The organism is Pedobacter sp. WC2501 (assembly GCF_052682415.1).
This window is the reverse complement of sequence record NZ_JBQZFI010000001.1, coordinates 3,943,756-3,967,533: the sequence shown is the minus strand read 5'-3', so window position 1 is coordinate 3,967,533 and position 23,778 is coordinate 3,943,756. Positions and strand designations below refer to the sequence as shown.

The following is a 23,778-nucleotide window of genomic DNA, read 5'->3' as shown; positions in this document are numbered from 1 at the left end:
AAAAAAGCAGGCATTGTTCCCAATCCTGCTTTTCGATTTATTTAATGCTTTTAAAATTTAATTGTATCGTGCTTACCTAAGTCTGGCGTATCACCAGTAACAACTGCTTTTAACATGCTGAATAATACAACAATTTTAGATGATGAAGCATCCCAGTATTCGGCCTCTTGCGGAGTAACTTTAATCAGGATTAATCTTGGGTCTTCGACTCCGTCTGGAAACCATGCTTTCACGAATGGTGAGAAATACGCTTCTTTACGAACTTTATCATCCACAAGTTCAGCTTTGCCCTTAACAGTAAGGTATGTATTATTGGATGGATCGCTATAGGCTAACAGCACATTATTTTCTTTTGAAATTTCTTTTGATTTCAGCGAATATTCGTTTGTGTAAAACCATAAACTACCATCGTCTTCTATTTTCGCAGTGCCCATTGGTCTGCTTCCAAATTCATCCGATGAGGAAAATGTGGTAAACATACACGTTCTCACACTTTCGGCCATTTCTTTAAGGATTGCTATGTTTTTCTCGTTTTTCATCTTTATTTTGTTTTATAAAGACAACAGGAAGTGCGGTAAAATGTTTCTGGGAATTAAACCTTATTTGGTTTACTTACATATTTATTACCTTTTACAAAAAACCGCCACGGAAGTAAAGCATGTTCTTTGGCATAAGCAATGCCTACGCGTGGAGTGGCGGCGATTTCTTCTTCATTATACCGGATACCATGATTCTCGATCCAGATATCATCACCAGAAAGATTTTTTGCGTTAAAGCTTTTATCTATCCCCAATGCTTTTGCCGCAGAACCTGGCCCCGCTGAAATAGCGCCCTTTGTATAAGGCATATTCCTGCGTTCTTCAATGATTTCTATACCAACCAAAGGCTCTACACCTCTGATCAAAACGGCATGAGGATCATTTTCAATCGAGGTAACCACATTAAAAAGATGATGCATACCATAACAAAGATACACGTAGGCAATGCCACCTGCACCATACATGGTTTCGGTGCGGTTGGTACGGCGACCGCCATAAGCATGAGACGCCTTGTCTTTTATTCCAAAATAGGCTTCTGTTTCTACGATGATTCCCGCAGTAATTTCATCGCCAATTTTAGTGTACAAAACCTTACCGAGTAAATCTTTGGCAAGACCTACAACATCCTCATTTAGGTAATATTCTGGCTTTAATTTCAATATCAGATGTAAATTATCTATTTAACAAAATAGCGATAACCTGCTCTAAATAAAGTTGATCCGTTTCATTAAATTTATTCAACACTTCGCTATCTACATCAAGCACGCCAATCACCTCACTGTTAACGATTAATGGCAGAACGATTTCTGACTTTGAAGCTGACGCACAGGCAATGTGTCCGGGGAATTCCTCCACATCTGGTACAATGATGGTTTTGGCTTCTGCCCAGGAAGATCCACAAACACCTTTTCCTTTTTTAATCCTCGTACAAGCCACAGGACCCTGGAAAGGCCCAAGTACCAGTTCATCCTGCTTTACCAAATAAAACCCTACCCAAAACCAACCAAACTGCTCTTTAAGTGCTGCAGCAACGTTTGCCAGGTTGGCGATAAAATCTGTTTCGCCATGCAATAATGCTTCAATTTGAGGGATGATGGATTGATATTGTTCTTCTTTTGAAGTATCTCTGGTAATAACTAAATCTTCTGCCATTTTCTATTTTGTGTAATTCAAAGTTAATCATGATTTGTGAGATGTACATAAACTTTGGTTTTAATGACGAAAATTTGAACGATAAGCTATCTTTAAATTCCTTAGTTTTGGCAAATCAACCACCAATTTATGATTGTAGCATTAACCATTACCAAATTCCGTGGCTTTACCATCCCTTTTGCCTTTATTGGAATGGCGGTTTTAAGGCTTCCTTTATGGTTAAATAAAAAGTGCAGGTTTTGGAAATTAATGGGAAGTGGAAAAGATGCTCAGGTAGATCTTGCACCAGATTATAAACACTGGGCGGTACTTACAGCCTGGGATAACCGTATAGATTGTGATAGTTTCTATCATGATTCTTTTGTGATGAAATGGTTTAGTTTTTTTGGAATTGAAAGTTTTACCATCTTACTAAACCCTTTATCCAGCCATGGCTTATGGTCAGGAATAGAGCCTTTTAAAATTTCAAAAACAAAGAGTCAGCACCAGGGTAAAATAGCAGTGATAACCCGCGCAGCTATTAAATTTAATAAATTAAAAGAGTTTAGGCAGAATATAAAACGGGCAGCGAATGCCATGAGAAATGCTCCTGGGTTTGTTCTTTCTGCCGGAGTTGGTGAAAATCCCTTTTTTGATCAGGCTACTTTTTCGATATGGGAAAGCGCTGAAAGCATGAAGGCTTACGCCTATCAATCACACGATCATTCAGACGTTATTAAACTCACCAGGGAGCGTAAATGGTATAATGAAGAGTTGTTTGCCCGTTTCGCTATTATAGATAGTTGGGGTACGCTTAATGGTGTATGTGTTGAATCGTAAATAAAATATAAAATAAATGAGAGTAGTAGCAGAACTTCCACATCCCGAATGTAAGATTACCATTTTTTCGATGAACCAGAAATTCATCATGAAATTTGAGCAAGGTACTTTTGAGCAAAGTTATAAATTGGCAGAGCTTGACCTGAGTGGAGGCGGGGTAAATGATGTATTCGAAATTTTGGATGAAGAATTTATCCAGACTGTTATCGCTAAATTTAAGATTATGCGCACCGACTTTACAGCGGCATATAACAGGTATCAATATTAGAAATAATTATATCAATTATCTGATTTTCAGTATATTAATATGTAATTCGAAATTATATTCTGAATTTAAGGGCATTTTGCCATTAAATAAAGTCCGTATTGATAGTTTTAATTAAGGTAAAGTAATGTAAGTTGTTGATATATTGGTTTTTGAGTTATTATACAAAATATAATTTTGACGCTTGATTTAGCCAAATAAATGGGAGGTTTAATGATTTTAGGATGGAACAAGAATTACTTTATAAAAAACATCTTTCATAAAAATTCTATGCCAAAGTCTTCATTTCGACCGCAGTGGAGAAATCTTTTACCTTAGTTTAAAGATTTCCCCATTCGCTGCGCTTCAGTCGAAATGACGATCACCAGTTCCTACCCCACAACTCCTTTGTTTATCAAACACAAATCTCTAGGCATTAGGCAAGATAAAGCTGCAATTAAATAAAATCTGTGTTTATCCGTGTGCATCCGTGGTTAAAATGTAGATTTATCAGTTTGAAACGAAATAACAAAATGGGTTTTAAACAGAAACTACTGTATCGTGTACTACTACCCTGTACCAGTTTTGAGAGAATTTTTCTACCGCATCTAAATGCGTTTTATCTTCCTGGTACGCGTTATGATCTGCAATGTTGGCAAATGTAATGGTTAAAGAATAGGTAAAAGAGTTATCAGTTACAGGGCGAACGGGCGTATTAGCTGCTAGTCCATAACTTAATGTCTTGATATATTTTATTGGTTTTAAACTTTCGAAGAAGTTGGCGAAATCTGCGATTTCGGTTTTAGTCAGTTGAGGTTTTAACCAAAACATTACGAAGTGTTGAATCTGTCCTTTATCAGCGGTAGGGATTTCTGTCATGGGTTCTTTTTTCTTTAAATATATTAATCATTTTTTATTAGACATAAAAAAAAGTCCTGATGTAAACCAAGACTTTCATATCTTTTTAAAAAAAGATTAGTTTTTAGGCTGTACGCGACCAGATTTTCTGTCTTCACCTCTACCGATTAAATAACCGCCACCAGCTCCAACTAATCCACCAATGATAGCACCTCTACCTTTTTTCTTATCGATTAAAGCACCACCAACGGCACCACCAACGCCACCGATTACTGCGCCTTTAGCGGCATCGCTCCAGCCTTTTTTCTTAGCAGTTGGTTGCGTACCACCATAAGCAGCACTTGAACTACCACCAGAACTTGCATACGATCTTGATGATCTTGACGACGCTGCTCCTGCCTTTCTGGCTGCTATTAATTCTGCCTGGTGTTTAGCTTCTTTTTCCTGCTCCACTTTTGCAGCAGCAGCTTTATTAAAGCTATCTAACCTTAAACTGTCTTTCACTGCTTTAATTGCTAATTCCTTTTCAGCTTGTTGTTGTTTTAATGCAGCTTCTTCTTTTGCTTTATTGTTACAAGCAAATAAAACTGAAGAACTTAATGCGATTACTACCAATATCTTTTTCATAACTTTTAATTTTTTAAATGACACTTGTTCAGCTACCTAACCTCGCTAAACAGGTTTCAATGGATGTGTGATTTAGTTAATTACCAGTACTAAAGAAAAAATGATGCCAAAATGTTTTGAAAATGGAAAATTATTCCACTAAGTCGGAATACCAGAAGCCGGAAAGTGCTGAGGTTGAGCATGGTGAATCTTCATTTTTATCCGTTTTCATTGGTGCATTATAAGTTCTGAATACCTTCTCACCTATGGTAAAAGTGATTTTATTCCTAAATATTGGTCCCTCAAAGGCGAAAGTATGAAACTCTCCGTTTTCTCCGCAAGGGTCAATTTCTGCAGGTAATTGATTAATTAAATCCATACTGATTACTTTTCCACAAAATTTTTCGAGATTTTCTTGTGTGCAAACAATGATGGTTTTATAGCTCAGGTTTAAGAATTCTTCAATTAATTCTTTCGTATCTTTCTGCCACAATGGGAAGATTGCAGTAATCCCTATTTCTGCTAATTTGTTTTCGCGGTATTTCCGTAAATCTTCCAGAAAGATATCACCAAAGATTGAATGGGTAATGCCTTCTTCTTTAAACTTAGTTAAGTGTTGTTTCATTGTACGGTCGTAAGTTTCCATATCAGGCATCTCTCCTAAACGGATCTGATACAATGGAATACCAATGCTTTCAGCCTGTTTAATCAGCAGGGCTTCCCTGACACCATGCATGGATACCCTATTGTACTTTTCTGTGACCGTGGTAATGAGGTAACGGATTTCTATCGTTGGATCTAGTAAGGCATAGTGGAGTGCCAAAGTACTGTCTTTACCTCCACTCCAGTTAAAAACACAAATCTTCTTATCTGGCATTCGACAACAGTTCTTTTAGTTCTGCAACACCTTCGACTGCATTTTTCTCGATATTGATTACGTTTTTATAACGTTTTACATCTGGTGTCTTAGGATCAATAATATATTTATCAATAACAGATGGCACAAAGTCTATTAGGCCTGCTGCCGGATAAACGGCTAATGATGTACCAATAATTGCAAATACGTCGGCCTGTTTGCAAAGTTTAGCCGCTACTTCTATCATCGGAACAGCTTCGCCAAACCAAACTACGTGGGGTCTGAGCTGAGAACCGAGTTCGCAGCGTTCGCCCATTTTGATTTCTGAACCTATGATGGGATAGGTTAAATTTGCTTTTCTATCTGATTGAGATCTGGTAATTACACCATGGAGATGGGTAACTTTAGTAGAACCCGCCCTCTCGTGCAGATCGTCGATATTTTGAGTGATGATCTCAACGTCAAAATCCTTTTCAAACTCGGCGAGCAACTGGTGTGCCTGGTTAGGCTTTGCTGCTAAAACTTGCCTTCTTCTTTCGTTATAAAACTCTTGTACCAATTCCGGATTTCTTTCCCAGGCTTCGGGCGTAGCTACATCATATATATTGTAACCTTCCCACAAACCATCAGCATCCCTAAATGTTTTTAACCCACTTTCGGCACTAATCCCTGCCCCTGTTAACACAACTAATTTCATATAATATTATACTGATTGTAGTGATTGAGCGTAATTGATAAACTTCTTCTCAATATTTTCATCAGCTTTAAAAATATCGGGATGGAACATGCAGGCTAAAGCTTCAATACCTTCTACCAAAGTACCAATGCTTGGCTGGGTAAACATATCAAAGTCGGCAATGTAAACCTGATTATTTTTTACCGCTTCTAAATTATCCCATCCTGGTTTCGAGGTTAACAGCGCCATTTCTTCCAGGCTTCTTTTTTGATCAAAGCCACATGGGGCAATCACTAAAACCTCGGGATTATACTTCAGAATCTTTTCCCATGGGGTAACAATCGAATCACCCGCAGGGTTGGAAAGCATATCAACACCACCAGCTGCAGCAATCTGAAAAGGAATCCAATGTCCGCAATTATAGATCGGTTCGATCCATTCCATCAACATGATCCTTTTTAATGGTGCCCGGTTAGCCCTAAGCTGATCTAAAATATAATCTGTTTTCTTTTGCAGTGCTGCAAGGTAATTTAAAGCCACTTCTTCCTTACCCAAAGCTTTTGCAATAGTAATAGCGCATTCGAATACATCCTGTAAGTTATTTGGCGATAAAGGAACCAGCGTAGGTGTTTTGCTTAGCTTCATTACTGCAGTTTCGGTACAAACGGTATCGATGTTGCAAACTTCACATATATCCTGTGTAAAAACCACATCCGGTGAAATACTTTGTAACAGCTCATCATCTACCCAATATAAACTTTTACCCTGCGCTTTTGAAGCTGAAAATATGCGATCGATTTCGATGCTTGAATAATTTTTACCTTCGAGGATACAGCGGACAACTTTTGGTTGATCTGCTGCCTCTTTAGGACATTCGAATGTTACGCCATGCAGGTATTCTTGCAGGCCCATATCGTAAATCATTTTGGTAGCGGCAGGTAAAAAAGAAACAACTTTCATTTGGATGTAAGATGTAATAGGTAAAATGGAATTGATGTTCGAAGTTAAAAAAAATCCTCTTTTGAATCGAATCAAAAGAGGATTTCTATTTTTTTGTTTGGTGAGCCACCAATCAGTTAATTATAACTTTTGCGTTTGCAGCTTTAATACCGGGTATTTTGCTTTCAAGATTTCGAAAGCTCCAAAAAGTAATGCGCCGTAAATTACGGTTCCTTCTAAGAATCTGATTTCGAAAGGAATGGCTTTAATTAAACAATCTATAAAACCATTTAAGTTTTGAGTAAAGAGTGGGTTCTTATACCAAGATCCAATATCGCTTATAATCCAATGGATGAATACGATTACGATTGTAGATAGTAATAAGCTGGCAATATTTACTTTTTTTAATAAAAAACGACCGGCTAAAACCATTAATGCAATTGCAAGGTATGTCCAAAGTTCCTGAACTAACAATATATCTACATACTGTTTATAAATGGTTGTATAAAGCACCAGATCACTTAAAAATAAACTCAATAACGGAAAAGCAAATGCTTTGAGATGATCTTTAAAATAGGCTCCTCCAAATAAAGCTACTGCCCCTATTGATGAGAAATTGGCGAACTTTAATTCATCAGAATTGAATGTTACCAATAAACGGAATGCCGTTATGGCCAATATCATCAACAGCAAAATTAATGTGCGTGGATTAAATTTTAAATGAGACATTTTATTTTGGTTAATACGTATCCTGCAAAGTTAAATTTTTATTAGCGGATATTAAAACTTACACCTGTATTAAAGTTAAAGCCAGGTGTATTGTATCCAATAATTTCAGTATATTTTTTGTTCAGGATGTTTTTGGCATCAAAAAATACTTTCACGCGTTTTTTAGCCAGGGCATATTCTATATATGCATTTAACAGGCTATATGATGGCATCTCTTCATTTAAATAAGATATAAAATTGGTATCGAAACGTTTGCCAAAATAACGGAAGTTGACACTTGCATAGAGGTTGCTGGTTGCCTGTGCACCTGCATTAATGCCGAAAGTGTGTTTTGGTCTGCGGATTAAAAAATTGGTTGTTCCTGTATTTCCTTCTACAAATGCATAGTAACCATTGATATTTAAAACACTGAATTTTGCCGCTGGCTCAACTTCAAAACCTTTATACTTTTGGTTGCCCTGATTAATATATCCTGTGGTGTAAACGATGGCATCAGTTAAATCGCGTTTAAAACCTGTAATGCGTAAAGTAAATGCCTCTTCATCGATATTTAAGTTTACACCAGCCTCATAATTTTGAGATTTTTCTGGTTTCAGATCAAGATTGGCACCATATTGACCAAACAACATATTCAGTGTAGGTACTTTGAATGCAGTAGATACTGTTCCAAATAATTTTACTTCTTTAATAATATTGATACTTGGGGTAACTGAGTAGGTGTAGTTTTCGCCATATTGGTCATGTTTATTGTAACGTCCGCCTACTTCCAGGTTAAAAATGCTTAAATCATGTAAGAACAATGATCCATAAGCAGCGAAGATATTGGTTGTTGGGTTTTTGGTATCAGTAACCAATTTCATTTTTCTGTTGTCGATACCTACCAATAAATCTAATTTACTACCCAGTTTCTGGTTATAGAATAAATCAACTACATTAAGCCTTCCGAAGTTTAAAAAATTACTTGGAAAGCCTGCATAACTAGACTTTACATCATTCGAATTGCTCTCGTGGCTATAATTTAGTGTTATTTTACCGGTATTGAATTTATATTCAGAGTTAAAGCCTGCACTAAACTGCTTTAAAATAGAGTTATTAGTTGGCAAGCCATCGGTAAACGCATCTTCATCTATTTTATAATTGCCATAGAAATAACGTAGAAAAGGATTAACGGAGAAATGTTTGTCGAGTTTAATTCCGAAATTGGCATTTAAACCATCAGTTTTAAAACCGTCTTTATCAAACATGGCTGCACTTCCAACTGGCGCAACGGCTTCCGAAATACCATCAGTTTTGAAATGCGTGTAGTTAATATTGTAAGAAAAACCTTCTACACCACCATTTAAACCGATAGTTCCTTTGTAAGTTTCGAAGCTGCCTGCACTGGCTACACCATAAATGGTATTTCCTTTAGGTCCACCCTTTTTAGTTATGATATTGATTACGCCTGCAACGGCATCAGATCCGTAAATGGTAGACTGACCGCCTCTTAAAATCTCGATATGATCAATCTGGTCAATGGAGAACAGACGTAGATCGAAGGTTCCGCTAACACTTGAAGGATCATTCTGTACAATACCATCTATTAATACCAGGGTGTAACCACTGCCCGATCCCCTGAAAAAGATACTTTTATCTTTTCCCTGGTTGCTGTTTCCTCCGCTGATGATGATACCAGCCTGTTCATTTAATAAATCGGGTAAAGATTTGCCGTTACTGCGATCCAATATTTCGCGACTGATAATAGTGACCACTTTTCCGGTCTGGGATTGTTTCTGATCGTTTTTTGTTGCAGAAATTACAACATCTTTTAGCTGCAAACTGTCTTGAGTTTGAGCATTAGCCACCTGGCCAATCATTAACTGCGCTAGCCCTAAACTGGCTACAGTTAGCATTCTTTTTTTGTTCATTTGATTGTGGATTTGCCCACAGCCAACAGATTAGAAAAGGAAATGAAAATACGAACAACGTTAATATCTCAATCCTAGCTTCAATCCCCGAAAGCTATGAAATTAAACGCTAAAGGCAGGTCTTCTGACTTACTCCCGTTTTTTCCGTCTTCCCGCTCAGTAGTTAATTGGGCAGTGACTTAAGAATTGAAAAACGTTACAGAGCTTATAGCTGCGGGACAGTTACAGATTTACACTGTATTCCCTTTTAATTCCGGGTGTAATGCCGGAAACCAAAAGCGCCGCAAAGGTAGTAAAAAGAGCACAACAATAGTAAAATACGAATGTTGATGAATTTAGTTTTTCATAACCTGTTAAAAAACATGCAAATGAAAAAGGCCTGCACCAGGCAGACCTTCATAATTGAGCTGTTGTTTATAGGTAGATAGTTACAATTTATTTAATCCCTAAATCAACCGCACCTTTAACTTCAGTAGAAATTTCGCCCAAACTACCTGCATCTGCACTTTGGCCAGTATAAATTTTCACGAAATCAATTGTTTTCAGATCCACTTTACTTCCATTTTTATCAACCGCCCACGATAAGTCGAAGCTGTTATATAAGTTGGTTTTGTAATCATCAATTGTAGAGTAGCTATCGGTATAACCCCAGTCAAAAGGAGAACTGATAATGATGCTGCCTACTTTACCCGTTGACGGTGGTAACAAAGTTCCTTTAAAGGTTATATTTTCCTGATTTGCAGCAAACTCAGGATAAAAATTGTGTTTATGAAAATTGTTAACCTTTACTTCGCCACTATTTCCCTGGTTATCTTTCCAGCTTACATTGGCAAATGCTTTAGGGTTGGTATAGGTAATCTCGTAATTTTTAATGGTGCTCGTTTTGGCATACTCGCTTCCAGCCAGCTCATACCATTCATCGTCGGCAAGGCCATTACCATTACTATCCTGACTAACCATTACGATACCAGGCTCTGAAAAATGATAAGGCGCACCTGATGGATTTCCATAAATGGCCAGATCATTACCAGTGTTATTCACTACTGAGTGATCGAAGCCAAAAATAATGTAACCACCAAAACCACCTAAAGAGATCAGGTTCGTGGTGCTTCCAATTAATTTCTGTGCTTGTTCTGGTTTACCTAGTGTTTCATTTACAAACTGACCGGGAGCTGGTAAATATTCAAAAATACGACTGATGTATTTACTGCTGTTGGCTGTAATATCTACCACAGGAACCGGAACAGTAATGGTATAGGTATGTGTAAATTCGCCAGCTTCGTTGTAACCTTTATATGCTAAAATATAGGTACCAGCTTTTGTGGCCGTAAAGTTAAAGTTATATACAGTGCTTACTACTTTACCATCTAATTTCCACTCGTGCTGAAAAGCTTGTCCGTTATTTGTACCCGCACTAAAAGTAGTTGTTGCTGCTACTTTAGCCTGCAAAGCATCTGCCTTAATCAGCAGATTTACATCTGGAGCCATTTGTTTATCTTTTTTGCAACTGAATAGGAACAGGCAGAAAAGCAAGGCGTAGCTTATTGATTTTTTCATTGTGTGTGTTTTGTATGTTATTTAAATAAGAATGTAATGTGTGCCGGAATATCACCTGTGGTAAACGAAAACTTCTTTTTACCTGCTTTATCAAAACAGTAAATGGTGCCAGGTGTAACATAATCTTTGGCGTCGGTTACAAAAATATCTCCGGATGAAGGATCTACTTCAATTCCATATGGAGTAGCTATCAAAGTTTCTGTTCCATCCGTAATAAAATTATTGCTGACAATGGTTTCATCTTTTACATTCAGTTTAACGTATGTGCTTTTTTGTGTCGCATAGCTGTAAGAATATAAATAAGCATCATCACCATTTATGGAAAAATTACTAACTGGAATTTTAAAATCTTTTTTTATCAGATCTGTTTTTGTATCAATAACAAACAAACTTGGATTAATGATATACTCACCGCTTTGGTCCATTTGACCTCTCGAAGAAACATATATGTCGCCATATTGATCTGCACGTAAACGATCTAGGTTAATAGCCACATCTATTTTTTTAATTTCTGTATTGTTTGTTAAATCAATTACAGAAACAGTGCGGTCATAATTTGGATAGTTATAACCGCCAGAGTTGGCCACATACAGTTTATTGCCTACAACCGCCATTTCTTCAGGTTGGTTACCTACCATGATTTTGGTTTTAATGGTGCTTAAAGCAGTAGTATCAACCATGGCCACATAGCCATCATAAGAGGTGATGTAAGCAAAGTTCTTATAAAAGGTTACATATCGCGGGTTATTGATTTCCAATTTGGCTACCTGCCTGGCATTACTGGCGTTCAAGATTTCAACTTTATTGCTTCCGTTAACCACCACATACATTTTGGCACCATAAATCTTAATGTCGTTACCTACATCACCAAGCCCTAAAGTAACAGCTGGGTTAACAGTACCAAATATATTCCTGGTGTATTTACCATCATCATAGCTATAATAATCTAACGATGATTTGTTAGAACCCCAGTTTCCTTCATTTAAAACATATAAGCCTTTTACTGTTAATGATGGGGTTTTGGCTCCCTGTTCCGAATCTTCATCGAACGGATTGTCCTTTCTACAGGCAAATGCAAGGGCAGTTAAAAGCAAAAAGCCTGTAAGTTTAAAAAAATGTTGTAATTGGTGTTTCATATTGTGATATTAAATTGGTTTAAAAATTAGTGGATAAAGTAAAACGGTAGTTTCGGCCAGGCATCGGATAATTTAGTACCACATCGTAATACTGGTTAAAAACATTATTGATTTCGGCATTGAAAAAGAACCTGATTTGTTGGCAAGCGAAATTTGCACCAATAGCTAAGTCGTGCGTATACCAGGGTTTAACATAGTTAGCGGTTATATTGGCTTTTTGGCTATACCTTTCGCCAGTGTAGATGTAGCTATAATTAAATACCAGGTTTTTATAATCAACACCAAACCTTGCAGATCCACTGTGAACAGGGATGTAAGGGATCTGGTCGCCATACCGAAATGCAGTTGCACTAATATCTATTGCCTTTTCGAGGGTATAATTGGCACTTACTTTTAACTTTAGCTGGGCAGCTAAATCCCAAACAGTTTGAATATTCGTTTCGAAACCTTTAATCTGCACGCGATCGAGGTTAACCATTGTCCATCGGCCTAAATTATTACCCGGAATGGCTACAATTTTATCTTTTACCAGATTATAATAGGCATCAGCCTGAATGGACAAATAAGGCAAACGCTTACCATTTGATGTATGTCCGTAAGTAAAACCCAAATCGTACTGCTTGGTATATTCGGGTTTGAGTTTGGTATTGCCAATAAATGTATAATACAAATCGTTAAAAGTTGGCATGCGGAAAATAGATTTGTAAAAACTCCGAATGCGGAAATCTTTGCTTTGGAAAGGTTGCCACGAGGCCATTAAACTTGGTGTATATTCTTGCCTGTTGGCAGATTGATCGCCATTTTTAACTTGCTCTGCAATCAGCGTTGCCAAAATATTGCCTTGTACATTTAATCTGCTTAAATTTAAGGCACTAGCCAACACCACTAAACCAGTATTGCGGCTTGGGTAAGCAAAATCGTATAAATTGGCATCCAGCCTTTGCAAAGTATAATCGGTGGCGAGGGAAATCTCCCAAATTTTCGATATCTTATATAGATTGGCTGCAGAAATGTACCATTCGGTTTCGGTATAGCGGTTGTCCAAAAAGCCATTTTGTATTTTAAATTCCGGATCGAGGTAACGCATAAAGCTGTACGCATACTTCGTGTTGAACATAAAATTATAGCGTGCACTTTTTTTATTTTGGTATGAAGCCTGAACAAAACTATTATCATCCCATTGGCGTTGCGTAAAGGTGAACCTGTTCGAAACAATAGCTCCGGGCAATCCACGGGCAGAATTGTAGTTATATAATTTAATGTTCCATTTACTGCTATCGGGTAATAATCCAAACAAAGTAGCTTCTACCCTTGCCGATTTGACATCGCTATTGTTCCGGATAATAGTCGTATCGTAAGCCAGTTCCTTATATCTGAACCTATATTTCCCATTCGATTCTAAATAGCTGACATCAATAAGGAAGGAGATTTTATTGCTGATTTTTTGTTTATAACTGAGATTGGGATTAATTAATCCAAACGAACCAGTTTTAAAACTAGCGCCAAAACCATAATTTTTCCCGGAACTAAAAATAGGTTGCGCAGTTTTGAGATAAAGTGCACTTGCTGCCGCAAAACTTTTGGCAGGCATCAGCAAATCGGCCTTCTGACCAACATAAACGGCAATCTCTTCCAAATTATCTAACGAAAATCTGCCCAAATCTACCTGACCGTTTTGGGCGTTACCCAACTGAATACCATCGTAAAATACAGCCGTATGGTTACTGCCCATGCTCCTTACGTTAATGGTTTTTAAACCACCAACACCTCCGTAATCTTTTAATTGTACACCTGCAAAATAACGTATGGCATCGGCAACCGACAGGCTGTTTAAGCGTTTTAATTCCGATCCGATGAGAATTTGTACCGGAGTTGGCGATAAGTTAACCTGTGAATTTTTATATTCAGTTATTTTAACTTCCTGCAGTTGATTGGCTTTTGCAGTATCTATCTGTGCTACAGAAATACCGGGCAAAAAAACACCCATACCCAACATGGATACAAAAGCAAAATAAAACCTGATGCTTAATAAAACACCTGTAATTTTAATCATTTGATTGTGAGTTTAACCCACAGCCGACAGATAGAAAAGAAATGAAAATACGAAAAACGTAAGTACCTCACCCCTAGCTTCAATCCACGAAAGCTATGAAATATAATGCTAAGGCAGGTCTTCTGACTTACTCCCGGCTTTCCGGCCTTCCCATCCCGACGTGTCGGGACAGTGGCAAATTGATTGGAAATCCGTTAAGGAGCTTACAGCTGCGGGACAGTTACAGATTTACACTGTATTCCCTTTTAATTCCGGGTGTAAAACCGGAAACCAAAAGCGCTGCAAAAGTAACAAAATTAACCAATATGTAAAATGCATGAATGGAAGACAGTCTTTCTAACAGAAAAAGCTAAATTAGGAATCAAATTTCCACCCATGAAAAGGATTTTAATTATTGCATTTTCATTGATCAGCTTATCTGTTATGGCACAAAAAACCGATACTCTTTTTCTAAAAAAGCTAATGGAAAGTAAGCCTGCACTTTTTTCAGCTGTACTTAACCATCCAGGTAAAAACCAGATTCAGATTCTTTATACCCAGGTTAACCGCGATTCGAAGAATAAACCCTCTTTTAAAACCTTTAGTTATAATTTAGATCCTCAACATTACTTTTACCCAGCCAGCACAGTTAAGCTTGCTGCAGTCATTTTTGCATTAGAGAAAGTAAATCGCCTAAAAAGTAAAGGTTTAACAGCAAAGAGCACGATGATTACAGATAGTTTATTTAAAGGGCAGACCAAGGTTTTAAAAGATACCAGCGCTAAAAACAGCCTGCCTTCTATTGAGCATTATGTCAAGAAGATATTGCTTACCAGCGATAATGATGCCTTTAACCGCTTATTTGAATTTATTGGAAGAGCAGAAATTAATAAAAAACTAAAAGCTAATGGGTTAAATAATAGTCGTATTTTAAACCGATTGGCCATTGGCGATACAGGAGAATCGGCCAGGCACAGCAATCCCATTGAGTTTTATAATGGCGATAAATTAGTGTATCATCAACCTGCACAGTACGATCCAAAAGAATATGAATTGAAATTGACCAATCTGGTAATGGGTAAAGGCTATTTAGACAGTGCCGATAAACTGGTGAATAAACCATTTAGTTTAGCAGGAAAAAATGCATTTGCCATCAACGATCAGCAAAAAATCATGCAGAAACTGATCTTTCCTGAAGCATTTCCTGCTAAAGAGAGATTTAAACTTACTCCTGAAGACTATAAGCTGATCTATACTTATATGAGCAAATATCCAACAGAGAGTGATTATCCTAAATACAATCCTAAAGAATTCTGGCCTACTTATGCTAAAATGCTGTATTATGGAAGAGCGCAGGTAACACCAGATCCAAACATCAGAATCTTTAATAAATACGGCGATAGCTATGGCTACATTATCGACAACTCTTATTTTGTTGACTTTAAAAACGGAATTGAATATTTTCTAACTGCGGTTGTTCAAAGTAACGAAGATGGAATTTTTAACGATAACAAATATGAATACGATACCGTTTGTTTCCCCTTTATGAAAAATCTGGGCAAAAGCATTTATGAAGTGGAATTAAACCGCAAGAAAATGCATCAACCAGATCTGAGCAAATTTAAACTCGATTATTCCTACTGAGATTAAATATTTAACCTTTATCAAGTTTATGGCGTATAAATTGTATAAAAAACTATACATTAATTAAAAAATAATATATTCGCATTTCAAAAATTAAAGAATACATCTCTAATGGCTAAATTATTAATAATTGACGATGAGCGTGCGATAAGGAGTACCTTACGCGAAATTCTGGAGTATGAGAATTATGATGTTGAAGATATCGACAACGGTATCGACGGCCTCGAAATGATCAAAAAAGGAAATTTCGATCTGGTACTTTGCGATATCAAGATGAATAAGATGGATGGTATGGAAGTGCTCGAACAGGCACAGCTTATCAAGCCCGACCTTCCTTTTATTATGATATCTGGACATGGAACTGTTGAAACGGCCATCGAAGCCAGCAAAAAAGGAGCTTTCGATTTTATTTCGAAACCACCTGATTTAAACCGTTTACTGATTACTGTACGTAATGGTTTAGACCGTGGAAATTTAGTTACGGAAACCAAGGTTTTAAAGCGTAAAGCAAGTAAAACCCGCGAGATTTTAGGCGAATCGGAAAGTATTTCTAAAATTAAGGAAACCATTGAGCGTGTTGCCCCTACTGAAGCCCGTGTATTAATTACCGGTGCAAATGGTAGCGGTAAAGAATTGGTAGCGCGTTGGTTACACGAGAAATCGAACCGTGCCGACAGTCCTTTAATCGAGGTAAACTGTGCAGCTATTCCATCAGAACTAATTGAAAGTGAATTGTTTGGTCACGAAAAAGGTTCTTTTACCTCTGCTGTTAAACAACGTATCGGTAAATTTGAACTGGCTAATGGCGGAACTTTATTTTTGGATGAGATTGGCGATATGAGCCTCTCTGCCCAGGCAAAAGTTTTACGTGCTTTGCAAGAGCATAAAATTTCGCGTGTGGGTGGTGAAAAGGAAATTGAAGTAAACGTTCGTGTTTTAGCAGCAACAAATAAAGATTTATTAAAAGAAATTGAAGATGGTAATTTCCGTATGGACTTGTACCACCGCTTAAATGTAATCAATATCCATGTTCCACATTTAACAGAGCGTACTGATGACATCCCTGTTATCGCCCAGAACTTTTTAGAAAATATCTGCAGCGATTATGGAATGCCGGTTAAGAAAATAAATGAAGGTGGCATGGCGGCTTTACAGGCTTTACCATGGACAGGTAACGTACGTGAGTTACACAATATGATTGAGCGTTTGATTATTTTAAGCGATAAGGTTATTACAGAAAATGATGTACGTGCATTCGCTAATCCAGGTGGTGGTACTAACATTGGCGCCGCAACCAGTACACAGATTGCAGGTGCTGGCGGATCTAACCTGGCTTCTTCTTTCGATTCGTTTAATAATTTCCAGGATTACAAAGATTATGCGGAGCGCGAATTCATCAAATTCAAGTTGGAAAAAAACAACTGGAATGTATCAAAAACAGCTGATGAAATAGATATCCAAAGAAGTCACCTATATAGTAAAATTGAAAAGTTTGGTTTAAAAAGAGCGGAGTAAATTATAATTAGTTTAGTAAGAAAACAAAAAATATTGTCATCCTGAGCCTGTCGAAGGAAAAATATTTTTTGTTTTCTATTATAAAGTCTTCGACAAGCTATCATAGACAGAATTCACTATCGCGTCCGTCATTCCCGCGCAGGCGGGAATCTTAAAGTACTTGCATTACGATTCCCAATCCAGTTGGGAATGACGATCTCGCGCAGCCTACCATTTGCCAAAAAGATCTGTCTATAATATTGATTTTATGAGATAATTATTCCTCAGACTGACAACAAAATTGAAAGATTTCTCTGCTACCGTCAAAATGAAGATGTCACAAAATCCAGTTGTTATCCCATATAATCATTTTGCCTCATTAGCAACGCCCTGTATTTATTAAAGATAGCTGCTTTAGAAACAAAACCTAAATATTGATTCTGTGCGGTTAGCACCGGTAAAATCCATACATTATCCTGTTCCATTTTCTCCAGTACCATTTTAAGTTCATCATTTTCTTTAATGGTATTCGGTGCAGACTGAACCAAATGAGAAGCCATTAAATTTCCCTTATCAGGATGGTTGATCATCTCATTAAATAACTCTTCAATATAAATAATACCTTTAAAATCACCCAGTTCATCGGTAACCGCACAGATATTTTTATGCGATTGCAAAATTTCATTCATTTTAACGGAAATCAGGTCATTCATCTGTAACTGAGGATAACTTTTCTCGATCAGGTATTTCAGTTTCATCTGGTTTAAAACAGTGGTATCCTTATCCTCGTGAGATAATAATTCTCCCTTATCGGCCAGTGCTTTGGTATAAATAGAATGTTTTTGCGAGCTGCGATTAATGGCGTAAGAAATTGCAGTGGTAATCATCAAAGGCACCATTAAAATATACCCTCCCGTAATTTCAGCAATCAGAAAAATACCTGTTAAAGGCGCATGCATAATGGAGCCCAGGGCAGCAGCCATACCAGCCACAATAAAATTAGAAACGTTCAGCTGTGCTATTCCTGACAGGTTCACCACATAAGCAAATATAAACCCGATTAAACCACCCATAATTAAACTGGGTGCAAATGTGCCTCCATTACCACCAGCACCTAAAGTAACCAAAGTCGCTATGGACTTCATAAAAATGGTTACCAGAGTAAACAATACTACTATAGCCGGAATGGTATTATAATCGGCAAAAATACTGTTGTTAATTACGGTGTTATAATCACCTTTTAATAACCCTTTTATGGTAATGTATCCTTCACCATATAGTGTTGGAAATAGAAACACCAAAACTCCCAACATCAAACCACCTACAATCACTTTGGTATAAGGATGTTTTATTTTATAGAATAATCCTTTTACAGCATAATTGGCTTTGGTAAAATAGATGGAGAACAAACCAATAAAACAAGCCAGGATGACATAGTAAAACAAAGCATTAACTTTCCAGCCTTCTGTAACTAAAAAGAAAAGCTGCTGGGTATAGAATAATCTTGCAACTACGGCTGCCGTTGCAGCTGACAACAAAAGCGGAATAAATGCAGGAATGGTAAATTCAGGCAATAGAATTTCGATGGCAAAAACAATCCCCGCTACCGGGCTATTAAATGCCCCTGCTATACCAGCTGCTGCACCACAAGCTACCAGCATGGTAATTTCGCGGTACGATAAACCCAATACACGGCCAAGATTGGATCCAATGGCTGATCCACTGGTTACAATAGGCGCTTCCAATCCTGTCGAGCCACCAAAACCTACCGTGACTGCTGCGGTTATAATCTGCGAATAAATATTGTGTGCTTCTACCTTACTCGATTTTTTTGAAATAGCATAAAGTAAAGGGGTTAAACCCGTTTCGAACTTCGTTTTGCGGATAAAGTATTTGATGTACAATACCGTTAAGAAAATACCAATCATCGGAAAAATAAAATACAGGTAGTATTTGTATTTCCAATGCCAATCAGACTGAAGAAATTCTTCGATGTGGTGGGTTAAACTTTTTAAAGCAGCGGCAGCCAATCCGGCCAAAATCCCGACAATTACGGCAAGGATAACTAAGAAATTACGGTTTGATATTTTAGATTTCCGGTACTGGTTAATCTTATCAAGGTAATTTACAAATCTGATGTACATTCTATTGTTTTTTTAAATAGAGGGCGATGCCCAAAAGTAACAAAAACAAAGGGAGAAGCCAATTTAAAGGCTTCTTTTATACATCAAATTTATCCAATAATTTAATTAATGTTGCAAAATCTTTAGGGTATGGCGCATCGATCACAATATCCTGATCGTTAAGTCCTTTAAAAACCAAATGGCGGGCATGTAAAGCAAAACGTTTCATGATTGGTTGCTCCTCTTCACCCTTGGTTAATTTATAACCTCTTTTAATTGAAGAAAGAAAAACCGGTTTACCTTTATACATATCATCACCCACAATAGCCGCCCTTTGCGTAGCCAGGTGAATGCGGATTTGGTGCATGCGGCCTGTTATTGGCTTACATTCCACCAAAGTATAGTGTTTATAATATTTTAACGAGTCGAAAATAGTCTCTGCTCTTTTGCCTTCTGCCCTATCAATGGTTACATTTTTATTGCCATCGTTCAAGATCGGCAGATCAACTGTTAACTGATCGAAAATGACATGTCCATCTACTACCGCATGATAGGTTTTATTCACTTTTCTTCTTTCAAATTGCATGGAAGCATGGCGGTAAGCTTCAGGGTTTTTAGCAATAATTAAAGCACCGGAAGTTTCTTTATCCAAACGGTGACAAACCTGTGCATCATCGCTGTATTGTTTAGCCAGACGTAACACATTGGTCTCTCCAGATCCTCCTCGTTCATCGAGTGAGGCTAAAAATGGAGGTTTATTGATCACAATAAAATCGTTGTCTTCGAAAAGAATAAGGTCTTTAAAATTTGGAAATTTCAAACTGTGCTGTAATTAATGAAGCGCAAAAGTACGATTTTATTTTTTCTTTACAGTCGTCGGTGCCCTTAATTTATTCATCTTGCCAGCACAGGTAATCGTCCTTTCGACTGAAGCGCAGCGAAATGGAGAAATCTCAATCATCAAATTTTTCTACAGCAGTCTAAATGAAAAACAAAAAAAAGCCGCTCCGATGTTTGATCAGAACGGCTTAATACCTTTAGCTTTTATGATTTAAGAAAGTTCAAACTTATAACCTACTCCTTTTACGGTTGATACATAAGTTTCACCTAATTTTTCTCTCAGTTTACGGATGTGAACATCAATAGTTCTATTGGTTACTACTACCGAGTCTTCCCAGATATTTTTAAGGATCGATTCGCGTGTATAAACTTTTCCTGGTTTTGAAGCCAGTAAGTACAAAAGCTCAAATTCTTTTTTGGCTAATACCACTTTGTTGCCGCCTTGAAAAACCAAATAAGCTTCACGGTCGATTACTAAATCGCCAATTTCCAATTTGTTTTCAGATACTTCTTCCGTACCAGTATTTCTTCTTAAAATAGCATTTATACGGCTAACTAAAGCACGTGGTTTAATTGGTTTTGCGATATAATCATCAGCACCTACATTAAAACCTGCAATTTCTGAATACTCTTCACTTCTGGCAGTTAAGAAAACCATAAATGTATTCTTAAACTCGGGTATTGCGCGCATTAAACGGCAAGCCTCAATACCATCCATTTTAGGCATCATAATATCCAGGATAATCAAATCCGGATGTACCTTTTTCGCAACAGTAATTCCTTCCTGGCCATTGGTAGCTGTGAAAACCTGATAACCTTCTTTTTTAAGATTATATTCAATAAGCTCCAGAATATCTGGTTCATCATCAACAATTAATATTTTCTGACCTGCGTTGTTCATAGTTAAATATTTGTTACGAAAGTAGTGTCTATGATGCAATATTTAGTTAAGTCTAAGTTAAGAAATTGTTAATTACTTAAATTAGTTTAACATGGAATTTGTTTTAACGTAACGTTTTAGCTAAAAACCCTTCCAGTTCGTCGCCACGCAAGTTTTTAGCTACTATTTTTCCAGCAGGATCAACTAGGTAAGAAGTTGGAATAGCTTGTACCTGGTATTTTTTTACCGTTTCGCCGTTAAAGTCTTTTAATTCTGATACATGTGTCCAGGTTAATCCATCTGCTTTTACTGCTCCTAACCATGCAGCCTTATCAGTATCTAATGAAATACCAATAATATCAAAGTTCTTATTTTTATATTTATTGTAAACTTTAACTACGTTCGGATTCTCCTGGCGGCAAGGCTGGCACCATGATGCCCAAAAATCGATCAGTACGTATTTCCCTTTATAATCTGATAAACTTACCGGTTTATTGTCTGCTGTATTAATGGTAAATGCCGGAGCAACCTGCCCCACCTGAACCGCTTTTAAAAGCGCCATCTGTTTTACAAAAGCATCAACCGTAGCATTACCTTTAATTTCTTCTTTAACTTCATCTGCAAATTTCACCAGTTCTCCTTCAAATTCTTGTGGACTTAAAGTATTCATGGCATAGAAACTGGCTAACGTACCTTTATTGTCTTTAGCAAATTTTATAATCTGTGTATTCAGTTGGTTGATATAAGATTCGTACTGAGGTTTCATCGATTCTAACACAGCGGCCCTATTTTGAGGTTGTGTTGCCACTTTTGCTTCAAAATCTGCCTGCAATTTTTCAACCTGTTTCGAGAAATTATTCCTAATGGCATTCAGTTCTGATAATTTTTCTACCTCATTTGCTCCTGAAATTTTATACGCCATGGTTTTATCAGCCAAATCAGCCTCTAATTTAATTTCGTCGCCATTTTTTGCAATTAACATAAACTCATGGTTACCTACCGATACCCTAAAGAAATCAACCGATGGAGTTTTACGGATGAATTTAAATTCACCTTTTTCTGATAAATTAGTTGAATCGATTGCAACCATATTGCTATTTTGCATGCCGTATAAAAACACTTTCTTCTCCTTACCCAGATTCTGGAAAGTTCCGTCAATCGTAAAGCTATCTTTGGGTTTGCATGCAGTAAAGGCAATCGCGATCAGCATGATCAGGCTCAATTGTTTTAGTCTCATTATTTCAGTTTTTCAAGTATTAATTCATTTAATTTTTTAGCATCGGCTTTTCCTTTGGCTAGTTTCATTACCTCACCAACAAACAAACCTAAAACGCCCTTTTTACCTTTCTTGTACGCTTCTACCTGTTGAGGGTATTTATTTAACACTTCATCAATAAAACTACTTAATTCGTCTCCATTTTCAGAAATAAGTAAGTTTAATGATTGCGCTAAATGGATAACGTTTGCATTTTCCTTTGATTCAATAGCTGGCAACAATTGTTGAATGGCAATCTGTTGGCTAATTTTTTTATCATCAACCAAATTAATTGCCTCAGCCAACTGTTCAGGTTTTACTTTAAAGTCGGTAATGCTAATTCCTTTTTCATTTAAAACAGCCCTTATTGGGCCGATTAGCCAATTGATCAGGCTTTTTTTATTGTTTACAACCGATTTGGCTGTATTAAAATAAACCAGAAGATCTAAATCCTCTGCAAATAATGCTGCATCTGCCTTGCTGATTCCAAAATCAGCAATCATTTGCTCCGAAATTTCATTTGGCAAAGCGGGCATCAATGATTTGATCTCTGCCAACCAATTATCTGAAATATGAATGGGTTGTAAATCAGGATCAGAAAAATAACGATAATCATTGGCTTCTTCCTTGGTACGCATTGGAGAAGTAGTCCCTTTATCAGCATCAAAATTCAAGGTACTCTGAATAATCCTTCCACCATTGCTAATCACTTCTACCTGGCGGCCAAATTCAAAATCCATTGCCCTACGTACGTTACGCATCGAGTTTAGGTTTTTTACTTCGCAGCGGGTTCCAAATTCGGTAGTGCCCTGCGGACGTATAGAAATATTGGCATCGCAACGTAAACTGCCTTCTTCCATATTACCGTCACTTACATTTAAATGCCTTACCAGTTTTCTGATTTCACTTAATAAAACAGAAGCTTCTTCCGAACTGCGGATATCGGGTTCGGTTACAATCTCGATTAATGGCACACCTGCGCGGTTCAAATCAATCAGCGAATAGTTATCATCCTGGTCATGAATGCTTTTTCCAGCGTCTTCTTCGAGGTGGATGCGGTTAATTCCGACTTTCTTCTTAGAACCATCTGCCAATTGAAGTTCTAAAAAGCCATTTACACAGATTGGTTGATTATCTTGAGTAATCTGATAACCTTTTGGCAAGTCGGCGTAGAAATAGTTTTTCCGGTCGAAATGATTGATCTGGTTAATGGTACAATTTAAAGCTAAACCAATACGGATAGCTTTGGCTACTACTTCTTTGTTTAACTTAGGTAATGCTCCAGGCAATGCTAGTGAAACCGTAGATATATTTTGATTAGGTAAAGCCCCAAAAGATGCACTATCAGCAGAAAATATTTTCGTATTTGTATTTAACTGAACGTGGATCTCTAATCCTGAAACGAGTTCGAAAACAGTTTGGGGGCTTGTTTCTTGTAAAGGCATTTAAAGCTTCTTATTGTTATAAGTTTTATTAACCAAAGGTACAGTTC

22 protein-coding genes and 2 riboswitches are annotated in these 23,778 nt (G+C 37.1%); of the genes, 4 read left to right on the top strand and 18 right to left on the bottom strand.

The window, feature by feature from the left end; genetic code table 11:
• Positions 1-50 precede the first annotated feature (50 nt).
• From ACUN24_RS16800 to ACUN24_RS16790, 3 genes are read right to left on the bottom strand one after another with little or no spacing between them, the layout of a single operon-like run.
• Positions 51-539 (bottom strand): pyridoxamine 5'-phosphate oxidase family protein, encoded by a 489-nt coding sequence (locus tag ACUN24_RS16800; RefSeq protein ID WP_445563542.1) that lies wholly within the window; start codon positions 537-539, stop codon positions 51-53.
• Positions 540-592: 53 nt separating this feature from the next.
• Positions 593-1,198 carry a DNA-3-methyladenine glycosylase gene (locus ACUN24_RS16795; RefSeq protein ID WP_445563541.1) on the bottom strand — a complete coding sequence of 202 codons (606 nt, stop codon included), beginning with the start codon at positions 1,196-1,198 and terminating at the stop codon, positions 593-595.
• A gap of 13 nt (positions 1,199-1,211) precedes the next feature.
• A complete protein-coding gene (locus ACUN24_RS16790; RefSeq protein WP_193420704.1) occupies positions 1,212-1,691 on the bottom strand; it encodes a GAF domain-containing protein in 480 nt (159 codons plus the stop codon).
• Between the two features lie 129 nt (positions 1,692-1,820).
• Here ACUN24_RS16790 and ACUN24_RS16785 point away from each other — a divergent pair, with 129 nt between their 5' ends.
• On the top strand, positions 1,821-2,510 hold the full coding sequence (locus tag ACUN24_RS16785) for a DUF3291 domain-containing protein (protein WP_445563540.1): 690 nt from the start codon (positions 1,821-1,823) through the stop codon (positions 2,508-2,510).
• A gap of 16 nt (positions 2,511-2,526) precedes the next feature.
• The gene (locus ACUN24_RS16780) at positions 2,527-2,778 is read left to right on the top strand and encodes a hypothetical protein (RefSeq protein WP_445563539.1); all 252 of its coding nucleotides are present in this window, start codon (positions 2,527-2,529) and stop codon (positions 2,776-2,778) included.
• Positions 2,779-3,294: 516 nt separating this feature from the next.
• Here the strand turns inward: ACUN24_RS16780 and ACUN24_RS16775 are convergent.
• The 10 genes from ACUN24_RS16775 to ACUN24_RS16730 form a co-directional block, all read right to left on the bottom strand.
• Positions 3,295-3,633, bottom strand: a complete 339-nt coding sequence (locus ACUN24_RS16775; protein WP_193420702.1) for a Dabb family protein — start codon at positions 3,631-3,633, stop codon at positions 3,295-3,297.
• Positions 3,634-3,729: 96 nt separating this feature from the next.
• Positions 3,730-4,239, bottom strand: coding sequence for a YMGG-like glycine zipper-containing protein (locus ACUN24_RS16770; RefSeq protein ID WP_193420701.1), 510 nt, complete (start codon positions 4,237-4,239; stop codon positions 3,730-3,732).
• Between the two features lie 130 nt (positions 4,240-4,369).
• A complete protein-coding gene (locus ACUN24_RS16765; protein ID WP_445563538.1) occupies positions 4,370-5,095 on the bottom strand; it encodes a Dph6-related ATP pyrophosphatase in 726 nt (241 codons plus the stop codon).
• A complete protein-coding gene (locus ACUN24_RS16760) occupies positions 5,085-5,771 on the bottom strand; it encodes an SIR2 family NAD-dependent protein deacylase (RefSeq protein ID WP_445563537.1) in 687 nt (228 codons plus the stop codon). The genes ACUN24_RS16765 and ACUN24_RS16760 overlap by 11 nt, the downstream gene beginning before the upstream one ends.
• 6 nt (positions 5,772-5,777) lie before the next feature.
• A complete protein-coding gene (locus tag ACUN24_RS16755) occupies positions 5,778-6,710 on the bottom strand; it encodes an ABC transporter substrate-binding protein (protein WP_445563536.1) in 933 nt (310 codons plus the stop codon).
• A 120-nt stretch (positions 6,711-6,830) separates the two neighbouring features.
• Positions 6,831-7,418, bottom strand: coding sequence for a DUF6580 family putative transport protein (locus ACUN24_RS16750; protein WP_445563535.1), 588 nt, complete (start codon positions 7,416-7,418; stop codon positions 6,831-6,833).
• A 41-nt stretch (positions 7,419-7,459) separates the two neighbouring features.
• On the bottom strand, positions 7,460-9,325 hold the full coding sequence (locus tag ACUN24_RS16745; protein WP_445563534.1) for a TonB-dependent receptor plug domain-containing protein: 1,866 nt from the start codon (positions 9,323-9,325) through the stop codon (positions 7,460-7,462).
• 97 nt (positions 9,326-9,422) lie between these two features.
• Positions 9,423-9,617, bottom strand: a riboswitch (cobalamin riboswitch).
• A gap of 143 nt (positions 9,618-9,760) precedes the next feature.
• The gene (locus ACUN24_RS16740) at positions 9,761-10,882 is read right to left on the bottom strand and encodes a PKD domain-containing protein (RefSeq protein ID WP_445563533.1); all 1,122 of its coding nucleotides are present in this window, start codon (positions 10,880-10,882) and stop codon (positions 9,761-9,763) included.
• A gap of 17 nt (positions 10,883-10,899) precedes the next feature.
• On the bottom strand, positions 10,900-12,018 hold the full coding sequence (locus tag ACUN24_RS16735) for a DUF5074 domain-containing protein (RefSeq protein ID WP_445563532.1): 1,119 nt from the start codon (positions 12,016-12,018) through the stop codon (positions 10,900-10,902).
• 19 nt (positions 12,019-12,037) lie between these two features.
• Positions 12,038-14,071, bottom strand: a complete 2,034-nt coding sequence (locus tag ACUN24_RS16730; RefSeq protein ID WP_445563531.1) for a TonB-dependent receptor plug domain-containing protein — start codon at positions 14,069-14,071, stop codon at positions 12,038-12,040.
• A gap of 95 nt (positions 14,072-14,166) precedes the next feature.
• Positions 14,167-14,362: riboswitch (cobalamin riboswitch) on the bottom strand.
• 84 nt (positions 14,363-14,446) lie between these two features.
• Between ACUN24_RS16730 and ACUN24_RS16725 the strand changes: the two genes are divergently transcribed.
• Positions 14,447-15,694: a serine hydrolase gene (locus ACUN24_RS16725; protein WP_445563530.1), complete on the top strand. Its 1,248-nt coding sequence runs from the start codon at positions 14,447-14,449 to the stop codon at positions 15,692-15,694.
• Positions 15,695-15,805: 111 nt separating this feature from the next.
• On the top strand, positions 15,806-17,209 hold the full coding sequence (locus tag ACUN24_RS16720; protein ID WP_445563529.1) for a sigma-54-dependent transcriptional regulator: 1,404 nt from the start codon (positions 15,806-15,808) through the stop codon (positions 17,207-17,209).
• A gap of 332 nt (positions 17,210-17,541) precedes the next feature.
• Here ACUN24_RS16720 and ACUN24_RS16715 read toward each other — a convergent pair whose 3' ends face one another.
• The 5 genes from ACUN24_RS16715 to gatB all read right to left on the bottom strand — a co-directional run bounded on the left by ACUN24_RS16715 (position 17,542) and on the right by gatB (position 23,731).
• On the bottom strand, positions 17,542-19,332 hold the full coding sequence (locus tag ACUN24_RS16715; RefSeq protein ID WP_445563528.1) for a chloride channel protein: 1,791 nt from the start codon (positions 19,330-19,332) through the stop codon (positions 17,542-17,544).
• Positions 19,333-19,408: 76 nt separating this feature from the next.
• Positions 19,409-20,131: an RluA family pseudouridine synthase gene (locus ACUN24_RS16710; protein ID WP_132397652.1), complete on the bottom strand. Its 723-nt coding sequence runs from the start codon at positions 20,129-20,131 to the stop codon at positions 19,409-19,411.
• Between the two features lie 231 nt (positions 20,132-20,362).
• Positions 20,363-21,052, bottom strand: coding sequence for a response regulator transcription factor (locus ACUN24_RS16705; protein WP_029274338.1), 690 nt, complete (start codon positions 21,050-21,052; stop codon positions 20,363-20,365).
• A 103-nt stretch (positions 21,053-21,155) separates the two neighbouring features.
• Entirely contained in the window at positions 21,156-22,268 is a 1,113-nt protein-coding gene (locus ACUN24_RS16700; protein ID WP_445563527.1) for a redoxin domain-containing protein, read from the bottom strand.
• Complete coding sequence (gene gatB, locus ACUN24_RS16695; protein WP_445563526.1) at positions 22,268-23,731, bottom strand: Asp-tRNA(Asn)/Glu-tRNA(Gln) amidotransferase subunit GatB; 1,464 nt, start codon at positions 23,729-23,731, stop codon at positions 22,268-22,270. Before gatB ends, ACUN24_RS16700 begins: the two co-directional genes overlap by 1 nt.
• Positions 23,732-23,778: the final 47 nt, after the last annotated feature.

Excerpts from the sequence above, each read along its gene's own strand:
- ACUN24_RS16745 (WP_445563534.1), bottom strand. The coding sequence starts at position 9,325 with ATGAACAAAAAAAGAATGCTAACTGTAGCCAGTTTAGGGCTAGCGCAG.
- ACUN24_RS16730 (WP_445563531.1), bottom strand. The coding sequence starts at position 14,071 with ATGATTAAAATTACAGGTGTTTTATTAAGCATCAGGTTTTATTTTGCT.
- ACUN24_RS16755 (WP_445563536.1), bottom strand. The coding sequence starts at position 6,710 with ATGAAAGTTGTTTCTTTTTTACCTGCCGCTACCAAAATGATTTACGAT.
- ACUN24_RS16705 (WP_029274338.1), bottom strand. The coding sequence starts at position 21,052 with ATGAACAACGCAGGTCAGAAAATATTAATTGTTGATGATGAACCAGAT.
- ACUN24_RS16770 (WP_193420701.1), bottom strand. The coding sequence starts at position 4,239 with ATGAAAAAGATATTGGTAGTAATCGCATTAAGTTCTTCAGTTTTATTT.
- ACUN24_RS16735 (WP_445563532.1), bottom strand. The coding sequence starts at position 12,018 with ATGAAACACCAATTACAACATTTTTTTAAACTTACAGGCTTTTTGCTT.
- ACUN24_RS16740 (WP_445563533.1), bottom strand. The coding sequence starts at position 10,882 with ATGAAAAAATCAATAAGCTACGCCTTGCTTTTCTGCCTGTTCCTATTC.
- ACUN24_RS16780 (WP_445563539.1), top strand. The coding sequence starts at position 2,527 with ATGAGAGTAGTAGCAGAACTTCCACATCCCGAATGTAAGATTACCATT.
- ACUN24_RS16715 (WP_445563528.1), bottom strand. The coding sequence starts at position 19,332 with ATGTACATCAGATTTGTAAATTACCTTGATAAGATTAACCAGTACCGG.
- ACUN24_RS16785 (WP_445563540.1), top strand. The coding sequence starts at position 1,821 with ATGATTGTAGCATTAACCATTACCAAATTCCGTGGCTTTACCATCCCT.
- ACUN24_RS16790 (WP_193420704.1), bottom strand. The coding sequence starts at position 1,691 with ATGGCAGAAGATTTAGTTATTACCAGAGATACTTCAAAAGAAGAACAA.
- ACUN24_RS16760 (WP_445563537.1), bottom strand. The coding sequence starts at position 5,771 with ATGAAATTAGTTGTGTTAACAGGGGCAGGGATTAGTGCCGAAAGTGGG.
- ACUN24_RS16725 (WP_445563530.1), top strand. The coding sequence starts at position 14,447 with ATGAAAAGGATTTTAATTATTGCATTTTCATTGATCAGCTTATCTGTT.
- ACUN24_RS16700 (WP_445563527.1), bottom strand. The coding sequence starts at position 22,268 with ATGAGACTAAAACAATTGAGCCTGATCATGCTGATCGCGATTGCCTTT.
- ACUN24_RS16750 (WP_445563535.1), bottom strand. The coding sequence starts at position 7,418 with ATGTCTCATTTAAAATTTAATCCACGCACATTAATTTTGCTGTTGATG.
- ACUN24_RS16720 (WP_445563529.1), top strand. The coding sequence starts at position 15,806 with ATGGCTAAATTATTAATAATTGACGATGAGCGTGCGATAAGGAGTACC.
- gatB (WP_445563526.1), bottom strand. The coding sequence starts at position 23,731 with ATGCCTTTACAAGAAACAAGCCCCCAAACTGTTTTCGAACTCGTTTCA.
- ACUN24_RS16775 (WP_193420702.1), bottom strand. The coding sequence starts at position 3,633 with ATGACAGAAATCCCTACCGCTGATAAAGGACAGATTCAACACTTCGTA.
- ACUN24_RS16765 (WP_445563538.1), bottom strand. The coding sequence starts at position 5,095 with ATGCCAGATAAGAAGATTTGTGTTTTTAACTGGAGTGGAGGTAAAGAC.
- ACUN24_RS16800 (WP_445563542.1), bottom strand. The coding sequence starts at position 539 with ATGAAAAACGAGAAAAACATAGCAATCCTTAAAGAAATGGCCGAAAGT.